19 protein-coding genes and 1 pseudogene are annotated in these 20,970 nt (G+C 60.0%); 3 read left to right on the forward strand and 17 right to left on the reverse strand.

From position 1 onward, the window contains the following. Nucleotides 1-26 precede the first annotated feature (26 nt). From XH79_RS39290 to XH79_RS39345, 13 genes are all read right to left on the reverse strand, one after another. Nucleotides 27-494 (reverse strand): Rieske (2Fe-2S) protein, encoded by a 468-nt coding sequence (locus XH79_RS39290; protein ID WP_271530255.1) that lies wholly within the window; start codon nt 492-494, stop codon nt 27-29. Nucleotides 495-518: 24 nt separating this feature from the next. Beyond that, a complete protein-coding gene (locus tag XH79_RS39295; protein WP_128948367.1) occupies nt 519-1,718 on the reverse strand; it encodes a hypothetical protein in 1,200 nt (399 codons plus the stop codon). 90 nt (nt 1,719-1,808) lie between these two features. After that, nucleotides 1,809-3,413, reverse strand: coding sequence for a S8 family serine peptidase (locus tag XH79_RS39300; RefSeq protein ID WP_271530256.1), 1,605 nt, complete (start codon nt 3,411-3,413; stop codon nt 1,809-1,811). A 544-nt stretch (nt 3,414-3,957) separates the two neighbouring features. Then, nucleotides 3,958-4,383, reverse strand: a complete 426-nt coding sequence (locus XH79_RS39305; protein WP_128948365.1) for a CopG family transcriptional regulator — start codon at nt 4,381-4,383, stop codon at nt 3,958-3,960. Nucleotides 4,384-4,388: 5 nt separating this feature from the next. Next, nucleotides 4,389-6,050 carry an IncP-type conjugal transfer protein TraG gene (gene traG, locus XH79_RS39310; protein ID WP_271585196.1) on the reverse strand — a complete coding sequence of 554 codons (1,662 nt, stop codon included), beginning with the start codon at nt 6,048-6,050 and terminating at the stop codon, nt 4,389-4,391. 36 nt (nt 6,051-6,086) lie between these two features. Continuing rightward, nucleotides 6,087-7,850, reverse strand: a complete 1,764-nt coding sequence (locus tag XH79_RS39315) for a relaxase/mobilization nuclease domain-containing protein (protein WP_128948363.1) — start codon at nt 7,848-7,850, stop codon at nt 6,087-6,089. A gap of 418 nt (nt 7,851-8,268) precedes the next feature. Next, nucleotides 8,269-8,949, reverse strand: a complete 681-nt coding sequence (locus XH79_RS39320) for a lytic transglycosylase domain-containing protein (protein ID WP_333921845.1) — start codon at nt 8,947-8,949, stop codon at nt 8,269-8,271. Between the two features lie 152 nt (nt 8,950-9,101). Then, entirely contained in the window at nt 9,102-9,614 is a 513-nt protein-coding gene (locus tag XH79_RS39325) for a S26 family signal peptidase (RefSeq protein WP_128948362.1), read from the reverse strand. Next, entirely contained in the window at nt 9,611-10,075 is a 465-nt protein-coding gene (locus XH79_RS39330) for a DUF2840 domain-containing protein (protein WP_128948361.1), read from the reverse strand. The genes XH79_RS39325 and XH79_RS39330 overlap by 4 nt, the downstream gene beginning before the upstream one ends. A 289-nt stretch (nt 10,076-10,364) precedes the next feature. Beyond that, nucleotides 10,365-11,246, reverse strand: coding sequence for a replication initiator protein A (locus XH79_RS39335; RefSeq protein ID WP_128948360.1), 882 nt, complete (start codon nt 11,244-11,246; stop codon nt 10,365-10,367). A 22-nt stretch (nt 11,247-11,268) separates the two neighbouring features. Further along, the gene (locus XH79_RS39340; protein ID WP_128948359.1) at nt 11,269-11,550 is read right to left on the reverse strand and encodes a helix-turn-helix transcriptional regulator; all 282 of its coding nucleotides are present in this window, start codon (nt 11,548-11,550) and stop codon (nt 11,269-11,271) included. Between the two features lie 35 nt (nt 11,551-11,585). After that, nucleotides 11,586-11,780: a hypothetical protein gene (locus XH79_RS43360; protein WP_442870032.1), complete on the reverse strand. Its 195-nt coding sequence runs from the start codon at nt 11,778-11,780 to the stop codon at nt 11,586-11,588. After that, nucleotides 11,735-11,941: a hypothetical protein gene (locus tag XH79_RS39345; protein ID WP_271585197.1), complete on the reverse strand. Its 207-nt coding sequence runs from the start codon at nt 11,939-11,941 to the stop codon at nt 11,735-11,737. The genes XH79_RS43360 and XH79_RS39345 overlap by 46 nt, the downstream gene beginning before the upstream one ends. 41 nt (nt 11,942-11,982) lie before the next feature. On the opposite strand from XH79_RS39345, the gene XH79_RS39350 reads away from it, so the two are divergent. From XH79_RS39350 to XH79_RS39360, 3 genes are read left to right on the forward strand one after another with little or no spacing between them, the layout of a single operon-like run. Then, nucleotides 11,983-13,449, forward strand: coding sequence for a hypothetical protein (locus XH79_RS39350; RefSeq protein WP_271585198.1), 1,467 nt, complete (start codon nt 11,983-11,985; stop codon nt 13,447-13,449). Then, on the forward strand, nt 13,446-14,126 hold the full coding sequence (locus tag XH79_RS39355; protein WP_128948350.1) for an HAD family hydrolase: 681 nt from the start codon (nt 13,446-13,448) through the stop codon (nt 14,124-14,126). The genes XH79_RS39350 and XH79_RS39355 overlap by 4 nt, the downstream gene beginning before the upstream one ends. Before the next feature lie 3 nt (nt 14,127-14,129). Beyond that, nucleotides 14,130-15,044 (forward strand): NAD(P)-dependent oxidoreductase, encoded by a 915-nt coding sequence (locus XH79_RS39360; RefSeq protein ID WP_128948349.1) that lies wholly within the window; start codon nt 14,130-14,132, stop codon nt 15,042-15,044. Nucleotides 15,045-15,750: 706 nt separating this feature from the next. On the opposite strand, the pseudogene XH79_RS39365 reads toward XH79_RS39360, so the two are convergent. From XH79_RS39365 to XH79_RS39380, 4 genes and pseudogenes are all read right to left on the reverse strand, one after another. Further along, nucleotides 15,751-17,216: pseudogene (locus XH79_RS39365) on the reverse strand (NAD-dependent succinate-semialdehyde dehydrogenase). Between the two features lie 3 nt (nt 17,217-17,219). After that, the gene (locus XH79_RS39370) at nt 17,220-18,149 is read right to left on the reverse strand and encodes a dihydrodipicolinate synthase family protein (RefSeq protein WP_271530746.1); all 930 of its coding nucleotides are present in this window, start codon (nt 18,147-18,149) and stop codon (nt 17,220-17,222) included. A gap of 177 nt (nt 18,150-18,326) precedes the next feature. Beyond that, complete coding sequence (locus tag XH79_RS39375; RefSeq protein ID WP_271585199.1) at nt 18,327-19,478, reverse strand: hypothetical protein; 1,152 nt, start codon at nt 19,476-19,478, stop codon at nt 18,327-18,329. 58 nt (nt 19,479-19,536) lie between these two features. Beyond that, on the reverse strand, nt 19,537-20,961 hold the full coding sequence (locus XH79_RS39380) for an MFS transporter (protein ID WP_271585200.1): 1,425 nt from the start codon (nt 20,959-20,961) through the stop codon (nt 19,537-19,539). Between the last annotated feature and the right edge of the window lie 9 nt (nt 20,962-20,970).

Below are 20,970 nucleotides of genomic sequence, written 5' to 3' on the forward strand. Positions count from 1 at the left end.
CCGCCAAATACCGCCAACTCGTCCCGTCAGGGCATGGCGTTTATCGCCACAAACACAAAGGAATCTTCGCCCACCGTCTCGATCCTGGTTTCAAATTGAGCCAGATTGGCACCGGGCGGCGCCGGACCCAGCAAGCGCTTGCCACTGGTCAGATCGAATCTGCTGCCATGACACGGACACTGGATGACCGGATAAGCCGTAGCACCCTCCCCAAGCATGCTGAACACAATGGGCCGGTCAGCCGTCGCCCAGTTCGGACTGCCCTTGAGGATATTGCAGCCGGCATGCGTGCATCGCCGTGCAATCGAAAAGAACTTTGGCGGTGACGGCGGTTGCTCTCCATCTGGCTTATCCGTCTCTAACCGCGCAAGTATCCGCGGAGTTGCGCCGCTATCCGCCTGACGAACGATGTCAGTTATGTCGATTGGTGGATCACCCGGCAGAAAATCGTTGACTTTGATGGTTTGTACGAAACCGGGAATGTTCGTTGTCATCTCATTCTCCCTAGGCAAAACGATCTAATTCGAGCAGAGCGGGTCCTGAGCCGGGGGAGCTCCGCTATGATTTGCCCGTCGAGCTCGGAAAAGAGACCAGACAAAGTCAAGTTGCACGAACTTGAGATTGTTGGCCGGGTCGACGAACCACGCCGGGCTGGGCATACCCGTCGAACCCTGCCCCTGACATTTGAAGACCGACATGCGTGCCGTTGCGCCGATCGTCGACCGGGCGTGGCACGTGATGCAGGACGACGTGTTCTGGAAGCCGCCTTCGGGCTGCGAATTCGCGAGCAGCGTGATGTTGCCGCGGCTGTCGACGAAATCGATCTGCGTTCCGCGAAGCCGGTAGTTTGCCCATTTGGTGCCTTCGAGACCGATATTGGCCGGCGCTTGTTCACAATCATGCGGCGCCTGAGGGCAAGCAAAGTGATCCACCGACTTCAGATTCCAGCCAATATTGAATTTGCGCCCGCCCTGGGATTCCGGAATCTTGTTGTCAATGTGCTCGAAGGTCGCCCAAAGCCATTTCGGTAAATCCTTTGTCGTGATATGGAGCGCCGTCAGTCCATAGATCTTGCCGTTGTCGGACTTGACCCAGTGGTAGCGCGGCTTGTCGGCCTCCTGGATCTCGCGCCATTGCGCCTTCACTTCCTTGGCTGCCAGCGGAAAGTCGATGGTCTGGACCCGGTTCGTAAACAGCTTGATCTGTTCGTCGACGTTGTAGAGCTTCTTTGACCTCACAAATTCGAACGTTGCCTGATTTAATCTGGTCTCGTTGACGGTCTCTTCGTTCTCTAAGGCTCTTGCGATGTCCTCTTCGAATGCCGGCAGCGGTGTGTTTCCCCGCTTCATCGACTCCAGCAGGATTCGTTGCTGCTCCGCGCCACGGTCCAGACCAGCGATAGGTTTGTCGGCGGGCGTTTCTTTGTCGAGCCAGGTGCCGGGGTCAGAACCGTCGATGGGGTAAGCCGTATCGGCTGCATTGTTATTGGCGCTCCGCCAGGTTTCCCAAACGACCGGTCCCGGTGCCGCATCTCCGAACTTCTTGGTTGAATCCGGTGCCCTCTGCTTAACGTTTGCCGGCCAATTGAGGGCCACGAAAAGCCGCCAGGCATACCGGTCCGGATCGGTGACCGCGGCGGCGGAATCTTGCGGTTCCTTCCATGCCTCCTGTGCCATCGCGCTGACCGAATGCAAGCTCGCGTTGACGGCGATCATCATCGCGAAAGCCCGGAATGCCCACATAACTTCCTCCTGCGTTACAACTCGCGCCCTTGGGGCAAACACTTGATCTGCAGGCAGCGGATTGGCTTAAGCCTGCAACAACCGGGCCTTCGCCTCGGCAACCGCCGCCTCGGCGTGAACACATCCGTATCCAAAGAGTCGTGAATGGCCATCAGCATCGTAGGAACCAGGATCACCGATCCGACGCGCGGTCTGCTTGAGGATCTCGCGGCACTCCGCCGCGGTCAGTCCTGGATTGGCGCTCAGCACCAACCCGCAGATTCCGGCAACCAGCGGACAGGAGCTCGACGTCTTGCCGAAGTGTTCGTTGTAATCACCTGGCACATAGCCCAAAGGGCGCGTCGCTCCGATCGAGTCGATGAATTCTCCGGTCACGTCGGCAGTCGTAACACCACGACCGCTGTCACTACTCGAGGGCGCGCATATCCAGATTTCCTTGCCGGTGTTCGAATAGGAAGCATATTCATCCAGGCTGTCGGAAGCGCCGACCGCTATGACGTCTGGATGGATGGCGAATCCATTCACGCTGCTGTGGGCCGGGTCATTGACGTCACGGCCTTCATTACCGGCGGCAAAGACGATGATGCTGCCCTTGCCTTCACGCCCCTCGGTGGCACAACGGCTGATTGCTTTGGCAACCCGCGTCGACAGTGGGTAGTTGGTCGCCCGAGCGCCCCAGCTGCAACTGACGATCGATGCTCCGTGCTCACACATATAGTCAAACCATTTCGCGATCTCTATCGGCTCCAGACTCGACCAGCGCACTGGTATCCAGGAACATCCAGGAGCGGCGCCAACGATTTTGCCGGCGCCGACGGCCCCAATGGCAATCCCGGCACATGCCGTGCCATGCCAGTTTCCCAACTGCGGCGACGTGAGGTTGGGTTCGGGAGCGACGTTGGCCGCATTGCGCGCAAAGTCCCAGGGATGCACCGATCGATCCGCAAGATCGGGATGGCTCAAGTCGAAGCCGTCATCGATAATTCCAATCACCACATCGGGAGAACCGAAGCCTTGAAGCAGACGCCATGCGGCAATCACTCGCGCATCGGCGCCAGCTTTCAGATTGCCAGTGTCGCCGCCGTTATGGCCGGTATTTTCGAGGTACCACTCGTGATCCGTCAGGGCATCGTTCGGGACGGCAAAGCCCTTCACCTCACCCTCTGTCGACAGGTCGGGCTCGGCGATCCTGACTGATGGCTCCTGCTGCAAGGCGGTGCAAACTTCGACTGCGTCCCGTCGATGATCGTCCACACGAAGCGTCAACCCGCCGTCGAATTCCCGTCTTACCAGCTTTAAGTGGTGCCGGGTGATCAGTTCATTCCTCGTCTGCTCATCGGCCATTTCATGAAATTCGAGATAGACCGTTCCGGTCGGAACGAAAGGCACCATATCGGGAGAGCTGTGATAGACGTTGGTAATTTCCGCGGGACGTGACAGCCTGCCGATCGTACTTTCGAGGCTCTTCGAATCCCTTCGCGTTTCGTCTCCGAGCGCCTTGATGGTTCCAAGGTCGCTGCGCTTCCGGATTTGATACGAACCGGAGCGAGAAGCGATTTGATTTTCTGCAGCGGGCTGAAGCAACGAGCCGGAATGGACAGCTGCGAGGGTGCTGCTCTTGTTCAGAGCGAGCGAGCCGCCGCCGTACCGAAGATTCAAAATATTACTCACGGATCAACCGCCGAATATCTGTCAGTAAGATCGAGCGCCGTTATCCTGATCAGCGATCACAGCATTCGGCGTCGCACTGTCCGTTCGGAAGCAAAGCAATTCAACATTAGCGCGCGTAGCGACCAGCCATCAACGCTCAAAGAAGTTCAAAGACCTTCAAAGCAGCAGCAGCAAACCAATAATTCAGGAGTTAGCCCGTCCAATATGCGATCGTTTACTACAATTCTAAATTGTGATCTGGAGTTTGTCTAATGATTTTTGTCGCGCAGACGCAGCTCGACCGCGACACTTGGGCGCGCGACGGGCGCAATAATGCTCCGACAAAATGCCGGCAGGGATTGAGCAGCCACGAAACATCGGCAAACAGACTTAGGCAGGCACCCCAGGAACAGCAGCACCAAAACCGAGCTGATTGGCGACCAAAGCACGGATTGTTCGAGCCGATAGCGCGTCGAGCTCATTGCCAGCTACGCCCGGTTCCTGTGGTCGCAGGTTGGTGTGGAAAAGAAGGGAAGGCGCGTGATAACATACCCGGGATGCTCGGTCACGTTTCGCCGGCCGGTTTCTCACGGAGGATATCTTCAGGAATCTCGCGCAAGAAGCCTTGTCCCTTTTGAAGCCGACGCCCGAGCGTTTCGACAAAGCCTTCAAAGCGCTCCCTGCCCTTGGCCTGTGCGGCCGCCTGCGCCTCGTTTGGCAATGGTGGCGTGATCGTTAGCCAGAAGCGGATGAAAAGAGCCAGGGTCTCCGCCGTCAAACCAACGTCGCGCTCCAGCCTCTGCACTTGACGGGAAAGCCGATCCAGGCGACGGGTAAACGCTGCCTCCCGCCTGTCCACTCCGTCGGGTGAAAGAAAGGAGGCGACCGCAGCTTCCACAATGGCAGACCGGGAAAGCTTCTTGCGATCGGCGAGCTCCGAGATCTGTTTCAGAAGCTCTGGTGGGAAGTAGACGTTCATCCGGTCGCGCATATGCCTCAGAGCTCCATACCGTCATTCGGATCCATGGCGACTTGACGGGCGACACCGCGCATCTGTTGACGTATAAGCCGGGACTGGCGGACCGCGTCCTCGTCATCGTCAAGCACGGCGGAAAATTCCTCGGCTGGCGTTGGCTCGCTCGTTTCCTTGGCGATCGCGACGTGATCGGGGAGTTCGGGCTCACGACGGAGTCCGCTATTCGCCGTGTCCTGCTCGGCCTTCGCGGCTTTTTCAGTTGGACTCCCCGCCGGCTTTGACGCTCCGAACGTTGACCATCCGTCCGTTCGCGATGACTGGCCAGCCGTCGCCGGATCAGGCGGCGGCAGTACCCGCTCTGTGAATCGCCGATCCTCGTAGTAGCGGACCTTCTTCGCCCGGATCGGCGCCGTCCCCGCCACCATGACGATCTCATCCATCGGCGGAAGCTGCATGACCTCACCTGGGGTCAAGAGCGGCCTTGCCGTCTCCTGCCGCGAAACCATTAGGTGCCCCAGGCGCCGGCCGATCTGGTTCAGTACCAGGCGGATCAACGGTTTGGTGCGCGAGATATCGGAGGGCGGCACCACGAGATAAAGTGTCGTCGGGCGGCTATCTGCGATCAGGTCGGCGATCCGCCAGTCGCAGCGGCAGGTCACCTGGGCCACGACGGGATCGCGGTAAAGTCCGAGGAACGACATCGCGGTGGACAGAACACCGGAACGTTCATTCTCGGATTTGTTGAGGAGTTCGCGCGCGGTCGAGGCGACCACGGGATGGGCGCCCTGCTCGCCAAGATGCGGCGTTGTCATCATCGCCTTCAGCGTCGCCTCGATCGGCCGCTTCGGATCGGACAAGAAGGCGGCGACCCCGGCCAAAGTCTTGTTTGCCTCGGCATAGAGGACATGGAGGATGGCGCCGACCAGGAGCGAATGACTAGTCTTCTCCCAATGGTTCCGCTTGTCGAGGGAGCCTTCAGGGTCGACCAGGACGTCGGCCACGTTTTGGACGTCGCGAACCTCCCATTCCCCGCGCCGGACCTCGAGCAGCGGATTGTAAGCCGAGGATTCCGGGTTGGTCGGGTCGAACAACAGGACGCGGCCATGCCACGAGCGGAAACCCGCGGTCAGCTGCCAGTTCTCACCCTTGATATCGTGCACGATAGCCGAGCCCGGCCATGCCAACAACGAGGGAACGACGAGTCCGACACCCTTGCCGGACCGGGTGGGAGCAAAACACAACACGTGCTCCGGCCCGTCATGGCGGAGGTAGTCGCGATCGAGCTTGCCCAGCACCACACCATCCCGACCGAGAAGTCCGGCCGCTCGAGCCTCTTCCGCGCCAGCCCAGCGCGCCGAACCATAGGTCTCAACGTTCTTGGCTTCGCGCGCCCGCCACACCGACATGCCGATCGCCGCCGCGATCGAAACGAAAGTCCCCGACGCCGCAATGAAGGCCCCCTCGACAAAGACCTGCGGGGCATAGGCATCAAAGACGAACCACCACCAGAAGAAGATCGGTGGATAATAGACTTTGAAGCCCCACAGTTCGAACCAAGGCCGTCCAAGCTCGGGCTGGTAGGCAAGTCGCCAGGCCGTCCACTCGGTTGCTCCCCAGATGGCCAGCAAAACGATCAGGCCGACAACGATCACCTGTCCCCAGAGGATTTTGGTTCCGGACATTCTGAGCGCCCTTCTGCAACTGAATTGGCGAGATAGCTAGAGGCCGAGGTCGCGCTTCCGACCAAAGCCCCATTCGATGCCGCCGCCGTCCTTCACGACGCCGGTGACGTGTTGGCCGAGCCTCTTTTCGAGTTCGCGCGACCAGGGCACGAGCTGGAACCCGAGCCCATTATCGATCATGGCGAAGCGTCCCGAGGCGAGCGTCAGGCGCTGGCGATACGTGCCCGCCACATGCTCCCCGGAGGCGGCATTCACGCGAGGCAGGCCGGTGTCAGCCGAGACCTTTGCTGCCACCTCGTCCAGTTCGCGTCTGCGCAACGTGTCCAGGAGATCGCGCTGCAGGATGATCCGTTGGCCCTGCCGCCGTGCCAGGCCCTCCTGGATCAGATGCTCGGTACGGGCTTCCATGGCGTCGCGGGTCCCGCGGCCAAATCCACCCATGGCGAGCGGTATCGGGTCGCGTTCGACCAGCCTGTGGTCGAGCCAGGTGGCCCCTTTTGCGGTGACCTGCCCACCGAGATCGAGATCGGAACGGGTCGCGAGCACCAAGATCGGTCGCGGACCGCCTGCTTGACCCAAGCGTCGGACCTCGACGATGCCGCCGGCCGGCGGTGCATGTTCGAAAGCCTCTAAGCCTCGAAAGCGCACATGGTGCGCCCGCCCGTCTGTTCCGTCGATCAGGGCATAGGCCTCTCCGGTCAGTTCGTCATGCAGTCCACGGTCGACCAGCCGTCCGATGATCTGGGACGTCGGCTGCCCTCCCTCGATGATGAAATCGGCAACGCCGCGGACTTCTCCACGCTCTGTGAAGGCGCGGTGCATCGTCTTGATAATGTCACCGCGCATACCGAGGTCGCGCAAGCTACGCTCGGCCTCAAGCCCAACCATCCATTCCCCTGGTGCGGCGGATGCGGCAAGGCCCATCTTCTCCAGGTGTTGGAGGCGACCGACCATCAGGCGCCGGATCTCGGGATCGGGCCTGCCGGGATTTTCGGGACGTAGATCGATATGGCCGGTCTCATCGGCCGCCAGCCGGATCTCCCGATCGAGCCGCGTCCATCGTTCCGCCGTGACTTCGCTCTCCAGCGAATTGCGGATTTCGTGCTCCGGTTTTGGACCGAGTTCAATGGCGACCAATTCCTCGGCGCGCGCGCGCAGGCCTCGGCTGATGTAGTCACGGGAGATCACGAGATCCGTCCCGTCCTCATCTATTCCCCGAACGAGAAGATGAACATGAGGGTTGTCGGTATTCCAGTGATCGACAGCCATCCAATCGAGCCGCGTGCCGAGATCACTCTCCATCTGTCTGGCGAGATCGCGCGTGAAGGCTTTCAGGTCAGTCATGTCCGCCGCATCCTCAGGCGAGACGATGAACCTGAAATGATGCCGGTCGTCCTTGGACCGGTCCGCGAAAGCCGCGCTGTCGGCGCGGTCGCTGCCAGCATCGAACATCTCGGCCCGCTCGCCGCTCCGGGTCACGCCGTCGCGCTTCAAATATGAGAGGTGGGCGGTCAGTGGCGCTGAACGGAAGGCTCGCCCTTTGTGACGAACCACACGCGCCTTCACCACGACGCGCCGCGTCGGGCTGAACAATCGGCTGCGGCTAAATGCGAGGCGCCCGCGGCCAAACGTCGAGCGCCCATAGGCCGCCAAACGCCTGCCGGTCCCGGTCTGACCCGAGGTGTGTCCTGCTTTCTTCGCCGCCCGCAGCACCTGGTTGATGAAGCTCTTCGGCTTAGGCGAGCGAGTGCTGCGGATGCGCCCAGGCCGAACACGCAGGTCGCTGTCGCCCACGCTCACGGCAGGGCCTCCCAACGATCAAAAGCGCGCACGGTGCCGAAAACGCCTTTGATTGCATTAAACAAAATGCAAGGCGCGGCACGCGCCCCGACTGACCGGCACGCCAGAACCCAAGCCATGCCAATGGCTTGCGGTTCGACCGGCGAGCCCCTTTTATCTCGCCGTCCTGCCGTCGTGGTCTCCCGGTCGCGGGTTCCCGACAGAGCCGCCGCGACTTGGCAGCCAACTCGCGAAGCCCCGACTGCTTCCGAGCGCTTGCGATAGCGATCGTTACCCGAAGGGCCGAGACACCCGAAGGGTGGCTCGGTGAGGAGCGAAGCGACGAGTAGAGCGCGGGCCGAAGGCATCGCCCATACGCCATGAGCACGTGACACTCGCTCGGTGAAGCACGCCAAGGCTTGCGAACCCGCACACTTGGTCATTGCGATTGTCCCGAATCCGATCGAGGGACGAACACGCCACTAGGCCGGGGAACCATGGGTGAAACACCGGACGCCGAGATTGCGGTCGTCACACCGCCCGGCGGCATGAGCGCAAGCAACCGATCGCGCGTTTTCATGAGATCGGATCGCTTAACGAATAGCGTCGCAACTGCTGATGACCGTCCGCTGGACATCCACTTCGGCGGCAGTTCGATGGCAAGCAGATTTGCAAGCTTTGCGACGTATGCTCGCGTCTCCTCTGGCAGAGAGCCGCCTGCGAGATGCTCTTCATAGCGAGATGGTCCCGCGTTGTACGCGGCAAACACGCCAGGCGAGCCATACCGGTCGAGCAGTTCGCGCAAGTACGCCGTGCCGGCCAGAATGTTGTCGTGCGGGTCGTAGGGATCGTTCCCGAGATTGTAGCGCTCGCGAAGCTCCGCCCAGGTCGCCGGCATGATTTGCATCAGGCCCATTGCGCCTTGTGGCGATCTGGCGTGCACGTCACCAGCACTCTCGACGCTTTGAACTGCCCGAATCCAGATCGGCGCAATCGCAAAGCGTTGTGAGGCTTCAGTGATGAAGCTCTCAAACGAATTAACTGTCTGACCGATGGCCCGTCGTCCAGCTGATGTGCTCTGGGCCAAAGCAGCACTGTCGGACGTGGTCAGAAGAAACATAAGGGGCACCACAGCACAAACGCGCGTGCCCAACCGACCCAAGCACGCTGTCGGGCTCGCGCCAGCCTTGCAGAAATCGCTCGCGACGGGGGAATGATCCCGCGACCGATCGAACAAGGGAATGGCGAGGAGAACACGTCGAATACGCACGATCACTCCTCCCACGTCCACACCGGCATCGCGCGGCCGATCACGCTAGATGCCGGAAGAAATCCAAAATACCGGCCGTCAAGAGAGTTGTCCGACTGCCAGTTCATCAGAAACAGCTCGCCGTCACCGACGACGCGGCAGCCCTGCCATTTCGGCAGCGGCCTGCCTCGTCCGTCATGATCCTTCGCCTCGCCCACCGCGACGTCGTCGACCGAAATCATGAGGCCGGTTCTGCAAACACTCTGCCCCGGAAGTGCGAGCACGCGCTTCAGCATGGGAACGCCAATGGGCAGATAACCGTTAAGGTCAAGGAAAGTCGCAAGCGGCTCCGGCGGCCGCACGGCGACCAATTCAGTGACTTGGAATTGGTCCGCAGGTCGGAGGCGGTAGAGACCGATCGGCACGCTTGCCGATGCGTTCCAGATGTAAAGCGGAAGCGGCTCCAGGACGATCGTCACGACGAGCGCAGTAGCCGCCCCAAACGTCGCAGTCAGCGTCTTCAGGCGGCCCGTCATCGCATCACCTTTTGGCGGTGTAGCCAGGCCTGATGGCGCGCCTTAGTATACGGGCGCGGGTTTTCGTTGACGGACAGGCGGTTATGAACGTGATGCCAATGATCAGGCGCGACGTCAGCTGGATCGATGCCGAGCGCCTCAACGGCATCGGCCATTTGCAGCACTCGCTCGACTTTCGGCCAGCCGGACAGACGCAGCAAAATCTCTCCGCCGGGTGTCACATAAGGGACGGTCGAGCAGCGTTGTCCCGGCGCGACTGCGCGCAAGATGTCGATCCGCGAAATGATTGCCCCAAAGTCGTTCGAGGTCCATCGGACGAAGGCAAAGATGCTGCCGGGCGCAAACGACAGGAGGCGCCGATGGCGATCAAGCTGCCGTTCCTTGACGATACGACCGAACCGAATGAGATTTTCGATACGTTTTTCGAGCCACAGCACTTCTACTTCGGTCAGATCGCTCATGCCGTGGCTCCCCCACGCTCTAACTGGGAGCCGTTCGCTTTGGCGGCGGGGAAGTGCGTGTACGGCTTGCGAACGCCAGCAGGACGGACGGGCCGACTTTGCCGGCCACCTCCCATGCGCTTTGCGGCTTGGTCCGTTAGAAGAAATCCGAAGGATTTCTGGTTAGTAAAGTTAGAGCGGCTGGAAAGCACGGAGAAACAAGCTGTTAAGCTCGATTCCGGTCCCCGATAGCACGAGGATCGGGTCCCCGATAGCACGAGGGTTGCGGTCCCCGATAGCACGAGCTGATTCACAGGTTGTCCTCCAAATTTGGAATGAGACCGCGGCGGCGCAGGCGTGCCGTTAAGGGATCAACAGGCATAGGCGTGAAGTTCAGCCGCTCGGTGCCATCAGGATCGCGCATAAGAACGAGCTGATAGCCGGGCAACGTCTGGCGCTGGACGATCTGACGGATGTCGTAAGCAAAGTGTTTGAGCGGCGAGAGGATGCCGGACTTGGCATGGAGGTGCAGAAGATCAAAGCTCCAGCCGCTGTCCTGTCGGCCGCCGTGCTTTCGCACAAGACGATAAAGCCAGCGCTCGAGCCCACCCGTCAGATCGAAATAGGCGCGGTCAATCGTCAGCACGAGCGCGTCATCGATGACCCCTGCATAGAACCAATCCGGCAGGATCAGCTCGAGCCCGAATGGGCGGCCATTTGCATCGGCCGTCTCCTTCCACTCGTTGATCCACGAGAAGCGATGCCGTCGCCGTTCTGTCGGTTGGCGGATCGACGTCATCACGGTCGTTGACTGGAGTCTGTCGAGGCCCGCCTTCAGCCGATCGTAGTCGCGTGCACTGGTGCCGCGGCCGACAAACGTCAGAATCTCATAAGGCGTTGCGGCCATCAGGCGCGACGTCTTCAAGCCGGCGTCACGCGCTTCGACGATCTGGGACGCAGCCCAGATCAGAACGTCTGCATCCCAAATGGTCGCCATGCCGTGTTCCGGCACTGCTTCGACCCGAATTGCGATCGCACCCGCGCGGAAATCGATCGGCACGATCCGCTTCGTTTTTGCGAGCGAGAAGAACGGATAGGCCATCAGATCTTGCGCGTCGCGGGGCGCAAGATCGCCGGGTAGCGCCCGAAAGAGCTCAAGCTGGTCGCGCTCGGAATGAAGTTTGCGCCGCATAGTCACTGCTCTCACGCGGCTATCAGCGACGTTCCTGACCTGCATAGGGACGCAGGGCCGGATGCTTTTTGGCGGGCAGCACGGTCCCCTTGCCGGGATCGGACGTCGACGTCCTGGCGCCGCGGTCGGCCCACGCTTTCAGGTCATCGACGGCGTAGACGACACGTCCGCCAATCTTCCGATATGTTGGTCCGGTACCGTACGTGCGGTGCTTCTCCAGCGTGCGACCGGACAGGCCAAGATAGCGCGCGGCCTCAGGTGTACGCAGGAATCGCGGGGGAACACCGGCCATCGGATCGGGCATTTGAGAACTCCAAGAAGACGACGCACTACGCTTGGCTAGGCCGGCGTGTGTGCGGTCATCATGGAGGAGCAAGACTTCGGAGAGGGATGCCGAATATGGAGGGAACGGTTTTCGGCACCCTGGGGAACGACGCTACCCGTCCCTGCGCCCAGGCCGCAGGATTTTTTGCGGTAACCACCGCGCATCAACGTGAGGCCGCCTTGCACGAAGCGGATCGTTCGATTGCGCAGATCATGCGTCTTCCAGGCGCGATCGGGATACGCTTTTTGCCGGACAGTAGTTCGGCGATAACGCGATAGCTTGCGCCCGCGCCGTGCGCCTCGAGCGCACGGATCTCCAAACGAACCATCGCCGCGTGTTGTTGATCAGCTGAAGAAAATGATTCCGACACTTGCACTCCGTGGGCAAGCAGGCGTCCTAGTCGCTGCTTTCATGAAAAAGCGTGGGATCCGATATGGAAGGGCATTTCAATCGGCCGATAGTTCAGTACGCATTGACCGCATCGAACAGGAGTCGCGCTTTCGGCCTCATGTTGCGATCGCGCAGATCCGTAGCAGATCCTGTGGACGTGGGGGTGACGACGATGTGCAGTCAATTCCCGCCGCTGCAGGCACTAGCCGCCATTTTGCAATTTCTCTGGATGGCGCCTTGGTCAACGCTCATGAACTCAGAAGCGAACTAATCGCTCAAGGCCAACTGATAGACACCAACACTGACGCCGAGCTCTTGCTGAGGTGGATTGAACGATCTTGCAAACGAGAATATTGGCGTCACGGCTTGCCCGCAAACTACGAAGCCATCTTTCGCGAGCTGGATGATCGTATAGACGGCGCCATTAGCGCGCTTTTGCTAGATAAGAACGGAGATCTTGTTGCATACCGCAATCGAAGCGGTTTGCGCCCATTGGAGACTATGTCGACGAACAATGGATTGTTGCTCTTTGCTTCTGAAAATTGTGCCTTCGCTGGCTCGGAAGGTAAGACCCAGCAGCTCTTGCCGGGGAGCATACGGCGCGTGGACGCCAAGACAGGCGGCAGCGTTGACCATGCCCTGAACAGCCGACGATATAAAGCCAAACTCTGCGCCTACGAAACTCTATATTTGGGAAGTCCGAACACCTCGGTCGAGGGCCATTCACATCTCCAAACCCGTTACAACATCGGGCTCGCCTTGGGGAGAATTGTTGCCGAGCGAGTTCAAACAGAGGCACTCTTGATGCCGCCAATCGTGTCCTCCATGCCAAATACTGGAGGGCCGTACGCCGATGGTCTGTTTGACTCTCTCGCCGAACAGGGCGTGCGTGCCGAGCGTGGCGACGTAGTGGCAACGCAATTTCTTGAGCGAACACTGCTGGGCAGACCCAGGGGCCGCCAATCTCGCATTGCTCAAAAGTATCGAGTGTCGGAAGCTGGCGTCGCTGGACGAGCCATCGTCGTTGTTGACGAGGCACTCATTCGAGGCGATACCAGCCAAGCCGTCACAACCATGCTTCTTGCCGCTGGAGCCAAAGCCGTACATTGGGCGATTGGTTCGCCGCCTATAGTTGCCCCAAATTACTACGGCATGGGTATTGACACGCCAGATGAGCTCGCATTCTGGCAGGCATTGAAGCGACTTCCGCCTGAACTGCGCGCCCAGTGCCTTCGCTTCCACAGGATGGACTTGCCAGCCCTCAGAACCATTGAAACCAACATTGCGAGAGCGATCCAAGCAGCGACGGTAACTTATCTGCCCTTCCGCGCCCTAGTATCCATATTGGCTGACAGGCTAGACAGCATCGATTTGTCACCCTTCACATTCGAGATGCCAACTCCCGCTGGACGGCAGCGCGCGGACAGAAGCTTGGACGCGTTGCTGGCCGCTCTTTCCGTCAATCCCCGTCTGAGGTCAGGATCATGAAACCCGCTCTCGTATTCGACTGGAACGGAACACTGCTGGATGACACGTACGCGCTGCTCGATACGACCAACGCAATTTTGAACCGCTTTGGTCGTCCGCGCATCAATATAGACACCTTACGAGAGCATTGTGATGTTCCCCTCTCTCGTCTCTTTCATAGCCTTGGAATGTCGCAGGAGGAGATTGAGGCAATAGAGCGTGACGAGGGCGCACTGTTTCATGACACGTACGAGCCTCTTGCCGATAAAGCCGATTTACGTGAGGGCGCTCGCAGAGTGTTCGAGTTGGCGCGCCGAGAATCCGCTCCACTCATCATCGTCAGCAACCACATAGTCGCGCCTCTACAGTCCCAGCTGAGGAGACTTGGCGTGGATGACTACATCACCGATGTGATCGCCTTTGAAAGCCGCGCCACCCAATACAAATCGATGAGCAAAGGAGAGCGGCTTCGCCTTTATATGCACAAGTACAGCCTGAATCCGTCGTCAACCTTCATCATAGGCGATATGCCCGTCGAGACTGATATTGCGCGTAATCTCGGGCTGACAAGCATATCCATTACCGGAGGTTTTGTTTCGGCGTCGCGCCTGCAAGCCGCGCATCCAGATTACACGATCAACAACCATCACGAGCTGTTGCCTATCCTACAAAAGCATGGCTTCTTTTCGGAATGCTAAATCATGAGCAAGCGATCATCAGCCAACGCGGCTCCCAAAGCGATCAAGCAGAGCGTAGGGCTTATCGGAGCGGGGCGCATGGGAACAGGTATAGGCATTAGCCTGTTGCGTCGCCAAAGCGAGCTCCACATCAAAGTCAACAAGAACCGATTCGGTGCTGATCGCCTGACAGGTGGAGGGGCCCGCGAGCATACATCGATCGCTGAATTGGCGCAGCACGTAAGTGTCGTGGTGTTATCCCTACCGTCCAGCCGCGAAGTCGAGACGGTGTGCCTCGATCACGATGGACTGTTTGTTCACATGTGCCGAGGAGGTCTGATAATTGATTGCACGACCTCGTATCCTACCTCGACCATTGCATTGGCGAGAAAGGCGCGAAGCCGGGGTATAAACTTTGTTGATGCTCCGGTAACACGGAGCCCCGAGCAAGCAGAGCTGGGCCTTCTCAACGCGATGGTTGGGTCGGATGCAACACTCTTTCCCGTCGCCGAACGCGTTCTTGCTGCGTTTTGCGAGACCGTTCTGCATGTTGGAGATGTCGGAGACGGCCACAAGCTCAAGCTTGTTTACAACAGCATGACGATGGGCATAGCTGCCGTCGCCGCTGAGGTCTGTCAGTTCGCGGATAGTCTAGAGATAGATCTTGTGACGCTACGCTCTTTGGTCGGTCGCGGCTCGACTAACAGTGGAATATTCCAAGCTTTCGCCGCCTTTTTGTTAGGCGAAAAACCAGATGCACTCGCCATCTCGATTGCAAATGCTGCAAAGGATATCGAGTGTGCTGTGCGCCTAGCGCGCGAGAGAGCCGTTTCCGTGTCGGTCCTGGATGCTGCCGCGCAGGAATTCAACCTCGCGGTTGTCGCAGGCAAAGGTGAACTGACCCTGCCACATTTGGCGATCGTAAACGGCTTGGTATAAGTCAACGGGGCCATCTTTCCGCGTGCCTTGGTGTCCGTGTTTCGGCGCGTGCCGCCGCGTGTTCGATGAGTATGACATTAGGCCTCAGCACAAGCGAATCCGGCGGCGGTGTCAGGAGGTGCAGCGCACCGGACTGAGCCAGGGCGCTCGCGATTGCAGGCGGTGGTTTAGCGATCATGAAGCGCGTGCTCGAACCCGTAACGCGTTTGGCGAGTAATCCAAACCGGTGCTGGTGGGGCGGCACGCGGACGGGAAGCAACGAATAGCTCACATCGCTCACGGGTGCTTCCTTGCCTCCTTGTTCGGCTCGACTTAGAGCTGCCCGCGCTTGAAGACCTCCGGCAGCACATTCCAGGCAAGGCGGATTCGAACGCGTTACGCTTGCAACAGAAACGCCGGTATTGGTGGTTGCTCGCCGGCTATCATTGGCGCGAATATTTGAGCGCTCCTGCACACGTAACTGTTGTCCACGACGGGCTGATTTTCTGGGCAAAGTATCTCGTTCTGCTCCCGCCTGAATGGAGAAGAAGGTGTCAGTCCAGCAAAGAAAAGGATCGCTGCCGGATTTCTCCAACAGCGGCTCAAGTCTTGGGAGACGGCAGACTTACCGGCCTGCCAGCGGAGAAGGGGCGGAGCGCTCGAGGCGATCCGGCGACACTGTCGAACGAAGTCGCTCTCCGCCGGTTTGGCGTCTGGTATTCCGGTTTTAGCTCGCCTGGCTCACAAATTTGGTGTGAAGATAGCCCTCGATTGCCTCGAGGCCACCTTCCGAACCGAACCCCGACTCCTTCGTTCCTCCGAAAGGCACTTCGGGAAGCCCAAGCCCATGATGATTGATCGACACCATGCCGCATTGAAGATCGGCCCCGATCGCGGCCATCGTAGCGGCGCATCGCGTGGAGGCGTAGGCGGCGAGCCCGTAAGGCAGTCGATTGGCCTCCGTGACAACCTCGTCATAGGTTTTAAACCGCGCGATCGGGGCGACGGGGCCGAACGGCTCTTCATTCATGATGCGCGCTTGGAGTGGAACATCGGTCAGGACCGTCGGCTCGAAGAAGTATCCCGCATTGCCGATACGCTTGCCGCCGATGCGCAACTGTGCGCCGCGACCAAGAGCGTCCGCGACAAGGTTTTCCATTGCGTCGACCCGCCGCCAGTTGGCGAGCGGTCCCATCCGGCTATCCCTTTCGAGGCCATTGCCAACCTTGATCGCGCTGGCCTCGGCAACAAACCTGTCGACGAACTCTTCATAGATACTCTCATGCACCAGAAAACGCGTCGGCGAGACGCAGACCTGGCCGGCGTTACGGAACTTGTTCGCCGAGAGGATTTTGGCGGCTTTCCCGACATCGGCATCCGCGAAAACAATGGCAGGCGCGTGCCCGCCAAGCTCCATGGTAGCGCGCTTCATATGGGCGCCGGCAAGGGCTGCGGATGCTTTCCGACCACGGTCGAGCCGGTGAAGGATACTTTGCGGATGATGGGATGGCGGATAAGATAGTCTGACACTTCGGACGGAACGCCGAAAACGAGATTGACGACGCCGGCCGGCAAGCCCGCATCCGCGAAGCTACGAACCAGCTCCATGCAGCTCGCCGGCGTCTCTTCAGGTCCCTTGACGATGATGGAGCAGCCGGCTGCAAGGCTTGCGGAGATCTTCCGCACGGCCTGATTGATCGGAAAATTCCACGGCGTAAATGCCGCAACCGGCCCGACCGGCTCCTTGGTCACCAGCTGGGCAACATTGCCAAAGCGCGCCGGTACGATCCGCCCATAAGCTCGGCGCCCCTCCTCGGCGAGCCAGTCGATGATATCGGCGGCGAGGAGCGTTTCAGCGCTCGACTCGCTCAGCGGTTTACCCTGTTCGAGCGTCATGATCGACGCGATGTCGGCTGCGCGCGAGCGTATGAGATCGGCGGCCTTGCGCATCATCCTGTACCGGTCGAAGGCCGATACCTTTCTCCAGATCTCGAAGCCCTCCGCGGCGGCCGCGAGGGCGCGATCAAGATCGACGCGGGACGCATAAGGAGTCTCGCCAATGGGCTGTCCGGTCGCGGGATTGAGGATCTCTTCAGAGCGATCCGCCCGCCCTTCCGTCCATTCCCCGGCAATGAACATCTTGATCTGGGGGTACACAGGTTGTGTCTGCAGCGCTTGTTCCCGATTCTTCATGCCTCAATGTCCCCAGTGAAGAGCCAGCGGGTTGAGCTCATGCGCAAGCTCCATCAATCCAGCTCTCGTCGCCGGATGGAGCTGCTCGAGCGGATGGCGCACGGCCTCGCATTTGATCACACCACCTTCAGCCATCACGCTCTTGGCTGCGCGCAGGCCGCACTGGCGGTTCTCGAAATTGATGAGGGGCAGCACCCTTGCATACGCAAGAGCGGCTTCCTGCCTACGTGCCGCTTTGTGATGATCGAGCACGGGGCGAAGCAGATCGGGCAGCAGCGCGCTCGACATCGTTCCGGTCGCACCGGCATCGAGGTCTGCCATCATGGTGATGGCTTCTTCCCCGTCAAATGGACCGATGATGGCCTCACCGCCGAGCTCGATCAGGCTGCGCAGCTTGGCAGCCGCAAACGGGACCTCGATCTTGAAATATCTGGCGAGCGGCACCTCGCAAGCAAGCCGGACGAGAAAAGGGACCGTCAATGTAACGCCGGAGAGCGGCGCGTCCTGGACCATGATTGGAATCCCGGCCGCGTCCGCGACGCGGCCGAAATGCGCGATCATGGCGCTTTCATCCGCCTTGAGGCTTGCGCCATGATAAGGCGGCATCAGCATGAGGAGGCTTGCGCCACGTTCGGCCGCATAGCGGGCGCGTTGCGCCGCGATCTGCGTACTGAAATGGCTGCAGGTCACCATGACGGGCTTGCGGCCCGCGACATGCGAGAGGCAAAGATCGACCAGAATATCGCGCTCCTGATCCGACAGCAGGAACTGCTCGGAATAATTGGCCAGAATGCAGATCCCGTCGACGCCTTGATCGATCATGCAATCCAGCACGCGCCGCTGCCCTTCCAGATCGAGATCTCCGGATTTCGTAAAGGGCGTCGGAGCGACCGGGAACAGGCCGCGATAGACGGGAGTTTTCGCATTTCTCATGCAGAGGATTCCAAACAGAAGGCAGTCAGTTGCTTTCGAGCTCGATCAGTCGATCGGAAACATTGAAGGAGTGCAGCAGATAGTGCCGAACCTACTGAACAAATTGAGCGGCGTGGCGTCCGAGCAAGACTGCTCGAAGATGCTGCCGATCGCGACCGGACGTTTCGCTCATCGCTCCTAGATCCGCCCAGATGGGAGCAGCCCCGTCAGGATGGCAAGACATTCAAACAGGAAATAGCTTCCGAAGATCAGCTCGACATTCTCCGCCGCATCGATATCGCGCACGATCGCCTTTCGGGTGAAGCAGCCGCCGGTGAGGATTCCGGGCGGGCGCCGGTCTTCGGGAACAGTCGGTGTCAGGTATTTCAACAGCTGCGTTACTGTGCGCTCTGCAAACACTCGATACTTGGCGCCCTCCTCAGGACCAAGTGCGGATGCGAGCCGCAACGCCGAGGCAGCGGCGATAGCAGTGGCCGCAGTATCCCTGCTGGTGTTGGGGATCGCCGGGTCGTCGAAATCCCAGTAGGCAATGAGGTCGGCAGGGACATGGTCGATCCACCAGCCAAGAACCCGCACCGCGTAATCGCGCCATAACGGCTCTTTCGGGCGAACCATGGCCGCGTGAGCGGTGTAGAGCATCGCCCATCCCTGCGCCCGGCCCCAGGTGCTGATATCGCTATATCCCTTGTGCGTGTGTGTTCTGAGAACCTTTCCGGTGTGCGGGTCGAGCGTGGAGGACTGGATGACCGAATTATCCGGCCGCACGTGGATCTCCAGGACGCGCCGCATATGCGCATTGGCAACCTCCTCCATCCGGGCATCGGCAAGCTCGTCTGCGGCCCAATAGAGCAGGCCCATCGCCTGGAGCGAGTCGATGCTGCTCTCGGAGGCTCCGACTGCGCTTGCCTCCTCGGCATCCCCGCCCAACGGTATCAGTCCGAGGCGTGGATCAAACATGTCCCGGAGCGACCTTGCTGCTGTCATAGCCGCCGCGCGCGCGGTTTCATCCGCAAAAAGAATGCTGCCGAGGGCGCCGGCATGATAGAAGCCGAAACCCTTGAAGGCCGTAAGCCGCTCGGCACGTGGCAACATCCGACTTAGCGCGGCATGCGCATCCTCGATTGAGAACCGCCTCGGGTCAGCGAGATGCGCAAGCCAGAGCTCACCGACGAACGCTCCGCCAGTCCAATCACCGTCGGGCGTGAACGTCCAGGTTCCGTCCACGGTGCTCGCCCAGTGTGGTAGGCCAGAGCGTGCAGCGTCCCGGGTCTGTGCAATGCGCGTGAGCATGCGCTCCCGCGCGGAAAGATATTCGCTTCTCGACATCATTCTTGGTCCTACAGAGTTCTCTTTACGTCATAGGCGCGGTGGGGAGGCAGGTTGGGGGTCAGTCGCCGATGTAGACGCGGCCACGCCTCCTGGCGATCTGGTAGACCACGACGCTGAGCAGCGCGATCAACGATCCATAGACAGGAAACATCCAGGCGATCTGCTCACGTTGCAACCACACGAGCAGATAGGGTGACGTCCCGCCGAACAGCGACACGCCCAACGCGTAGCCGAGCGCCACCCCCGTGGTCCGCACGGCACGCGGCATCAGCGTCGTGGCGATAAAGTTGTAGAGGGCCATGTTGAAGCCCACGATGGCGCCGCCGAACACCGTGACAAAGAAGAACGTGGAGATGCTCTTCTCCGAATAGACCAGCGTCAGAAAGAAGCACGGAATGAGTAGCAGCCGCAGCAGCGTGAAAGCGCGCGAGGGCCGGACCTTGTCGGCGAACGCGCCAACCAAGGGTGCGGCAAACATCCAGATCAGGAGCATCAGCGTCATGATGCCGTAGACTGACGTGCTATCCTCCTTGAACACGGTGTTGGCCATGTTGGGCAGACCGGTGTTCCAGGCGTAGTTCGCGATCTGCACCGACCCGATTACCAGAATGACGGCGAGCAGGGAGAGCCGGACGCTCCAAAGCGTCTTCCAGACACCGCCTGTCGTATCCTGAATGCGCGACAGCTCATCTTGCCGGTGCATCGCGCGATTGATCAAGGTTTCTGGAAGGGTGCTGCGAAGATAAATGATCAAGAGGCCAAGCGCGCCGCCGACGGCGAATGGCAGACGCCAGGCCCATTCGCGCATCACCTCGGGGGCGACCGACGCGCTCACCAGAAAGGCCACCATGCTGGATCCGAAGATGCCGAGCTGGATGAACGTACCACTGATCAGGCCCAGATAACGCCCTTCCCGGCCGCGCGGCGCCAGCTCGATGGCGATGGCGTTAGCGACGCCGGCTTCAGCTCCGGTCGCCAGTCCTTGAACAAGACGAAGGAGAAGCAGCGCAACCGCCGCGGCGACCCCGATATCCCTGTAAGTCGGCAGAAGCGCGATCAAGAGCGAGCACAGCGCCATCGCCGTCACCGAGATCATCATCACCCGTTTGTGGCTGATGCGATCGGCGACCGGACCGAGCAGGGCCGCGCCCAGCGGCCGCGCGAAGAAGCCTGCTCCATAGACGGCGAGCGCGGCGAGCAACGAGGTGGTGGGATCATTCGATGGGAAGAAATGAGGCGACAAGAACGCCGCCATCACGCCATAGACGTTCCAATCGTACCATTCGAGCGCAACCCCTCCCCCGAGGCCTGCCGTCATTGTCCTGGTGGCAATCTGCCCCTCAGGCGCATCGGACACGGGACTGACGTGAACGAACGTGTTCACCTCTCCGCCGAGCGGCATCGCCGCTTGCGCTGACGTCGAAGAGTAAACATTTCTGGAAGCGTCGCCGAAAAAGCGCGCGCGAGTAGGTTTATGTCCCATTCCCGTGGT

The sequence above is a fragment of the Bradyrhizobium sp. CCBAU 45389 genome, assembly GCF_028128625.1.
GTDB lineage: Bacteria > Pseudomonadota > Alphaproteobacteria > Rhizobiales > Xanthobacteraceae > Bradyrhizobium > Bradyrhizobium liaoningense_B.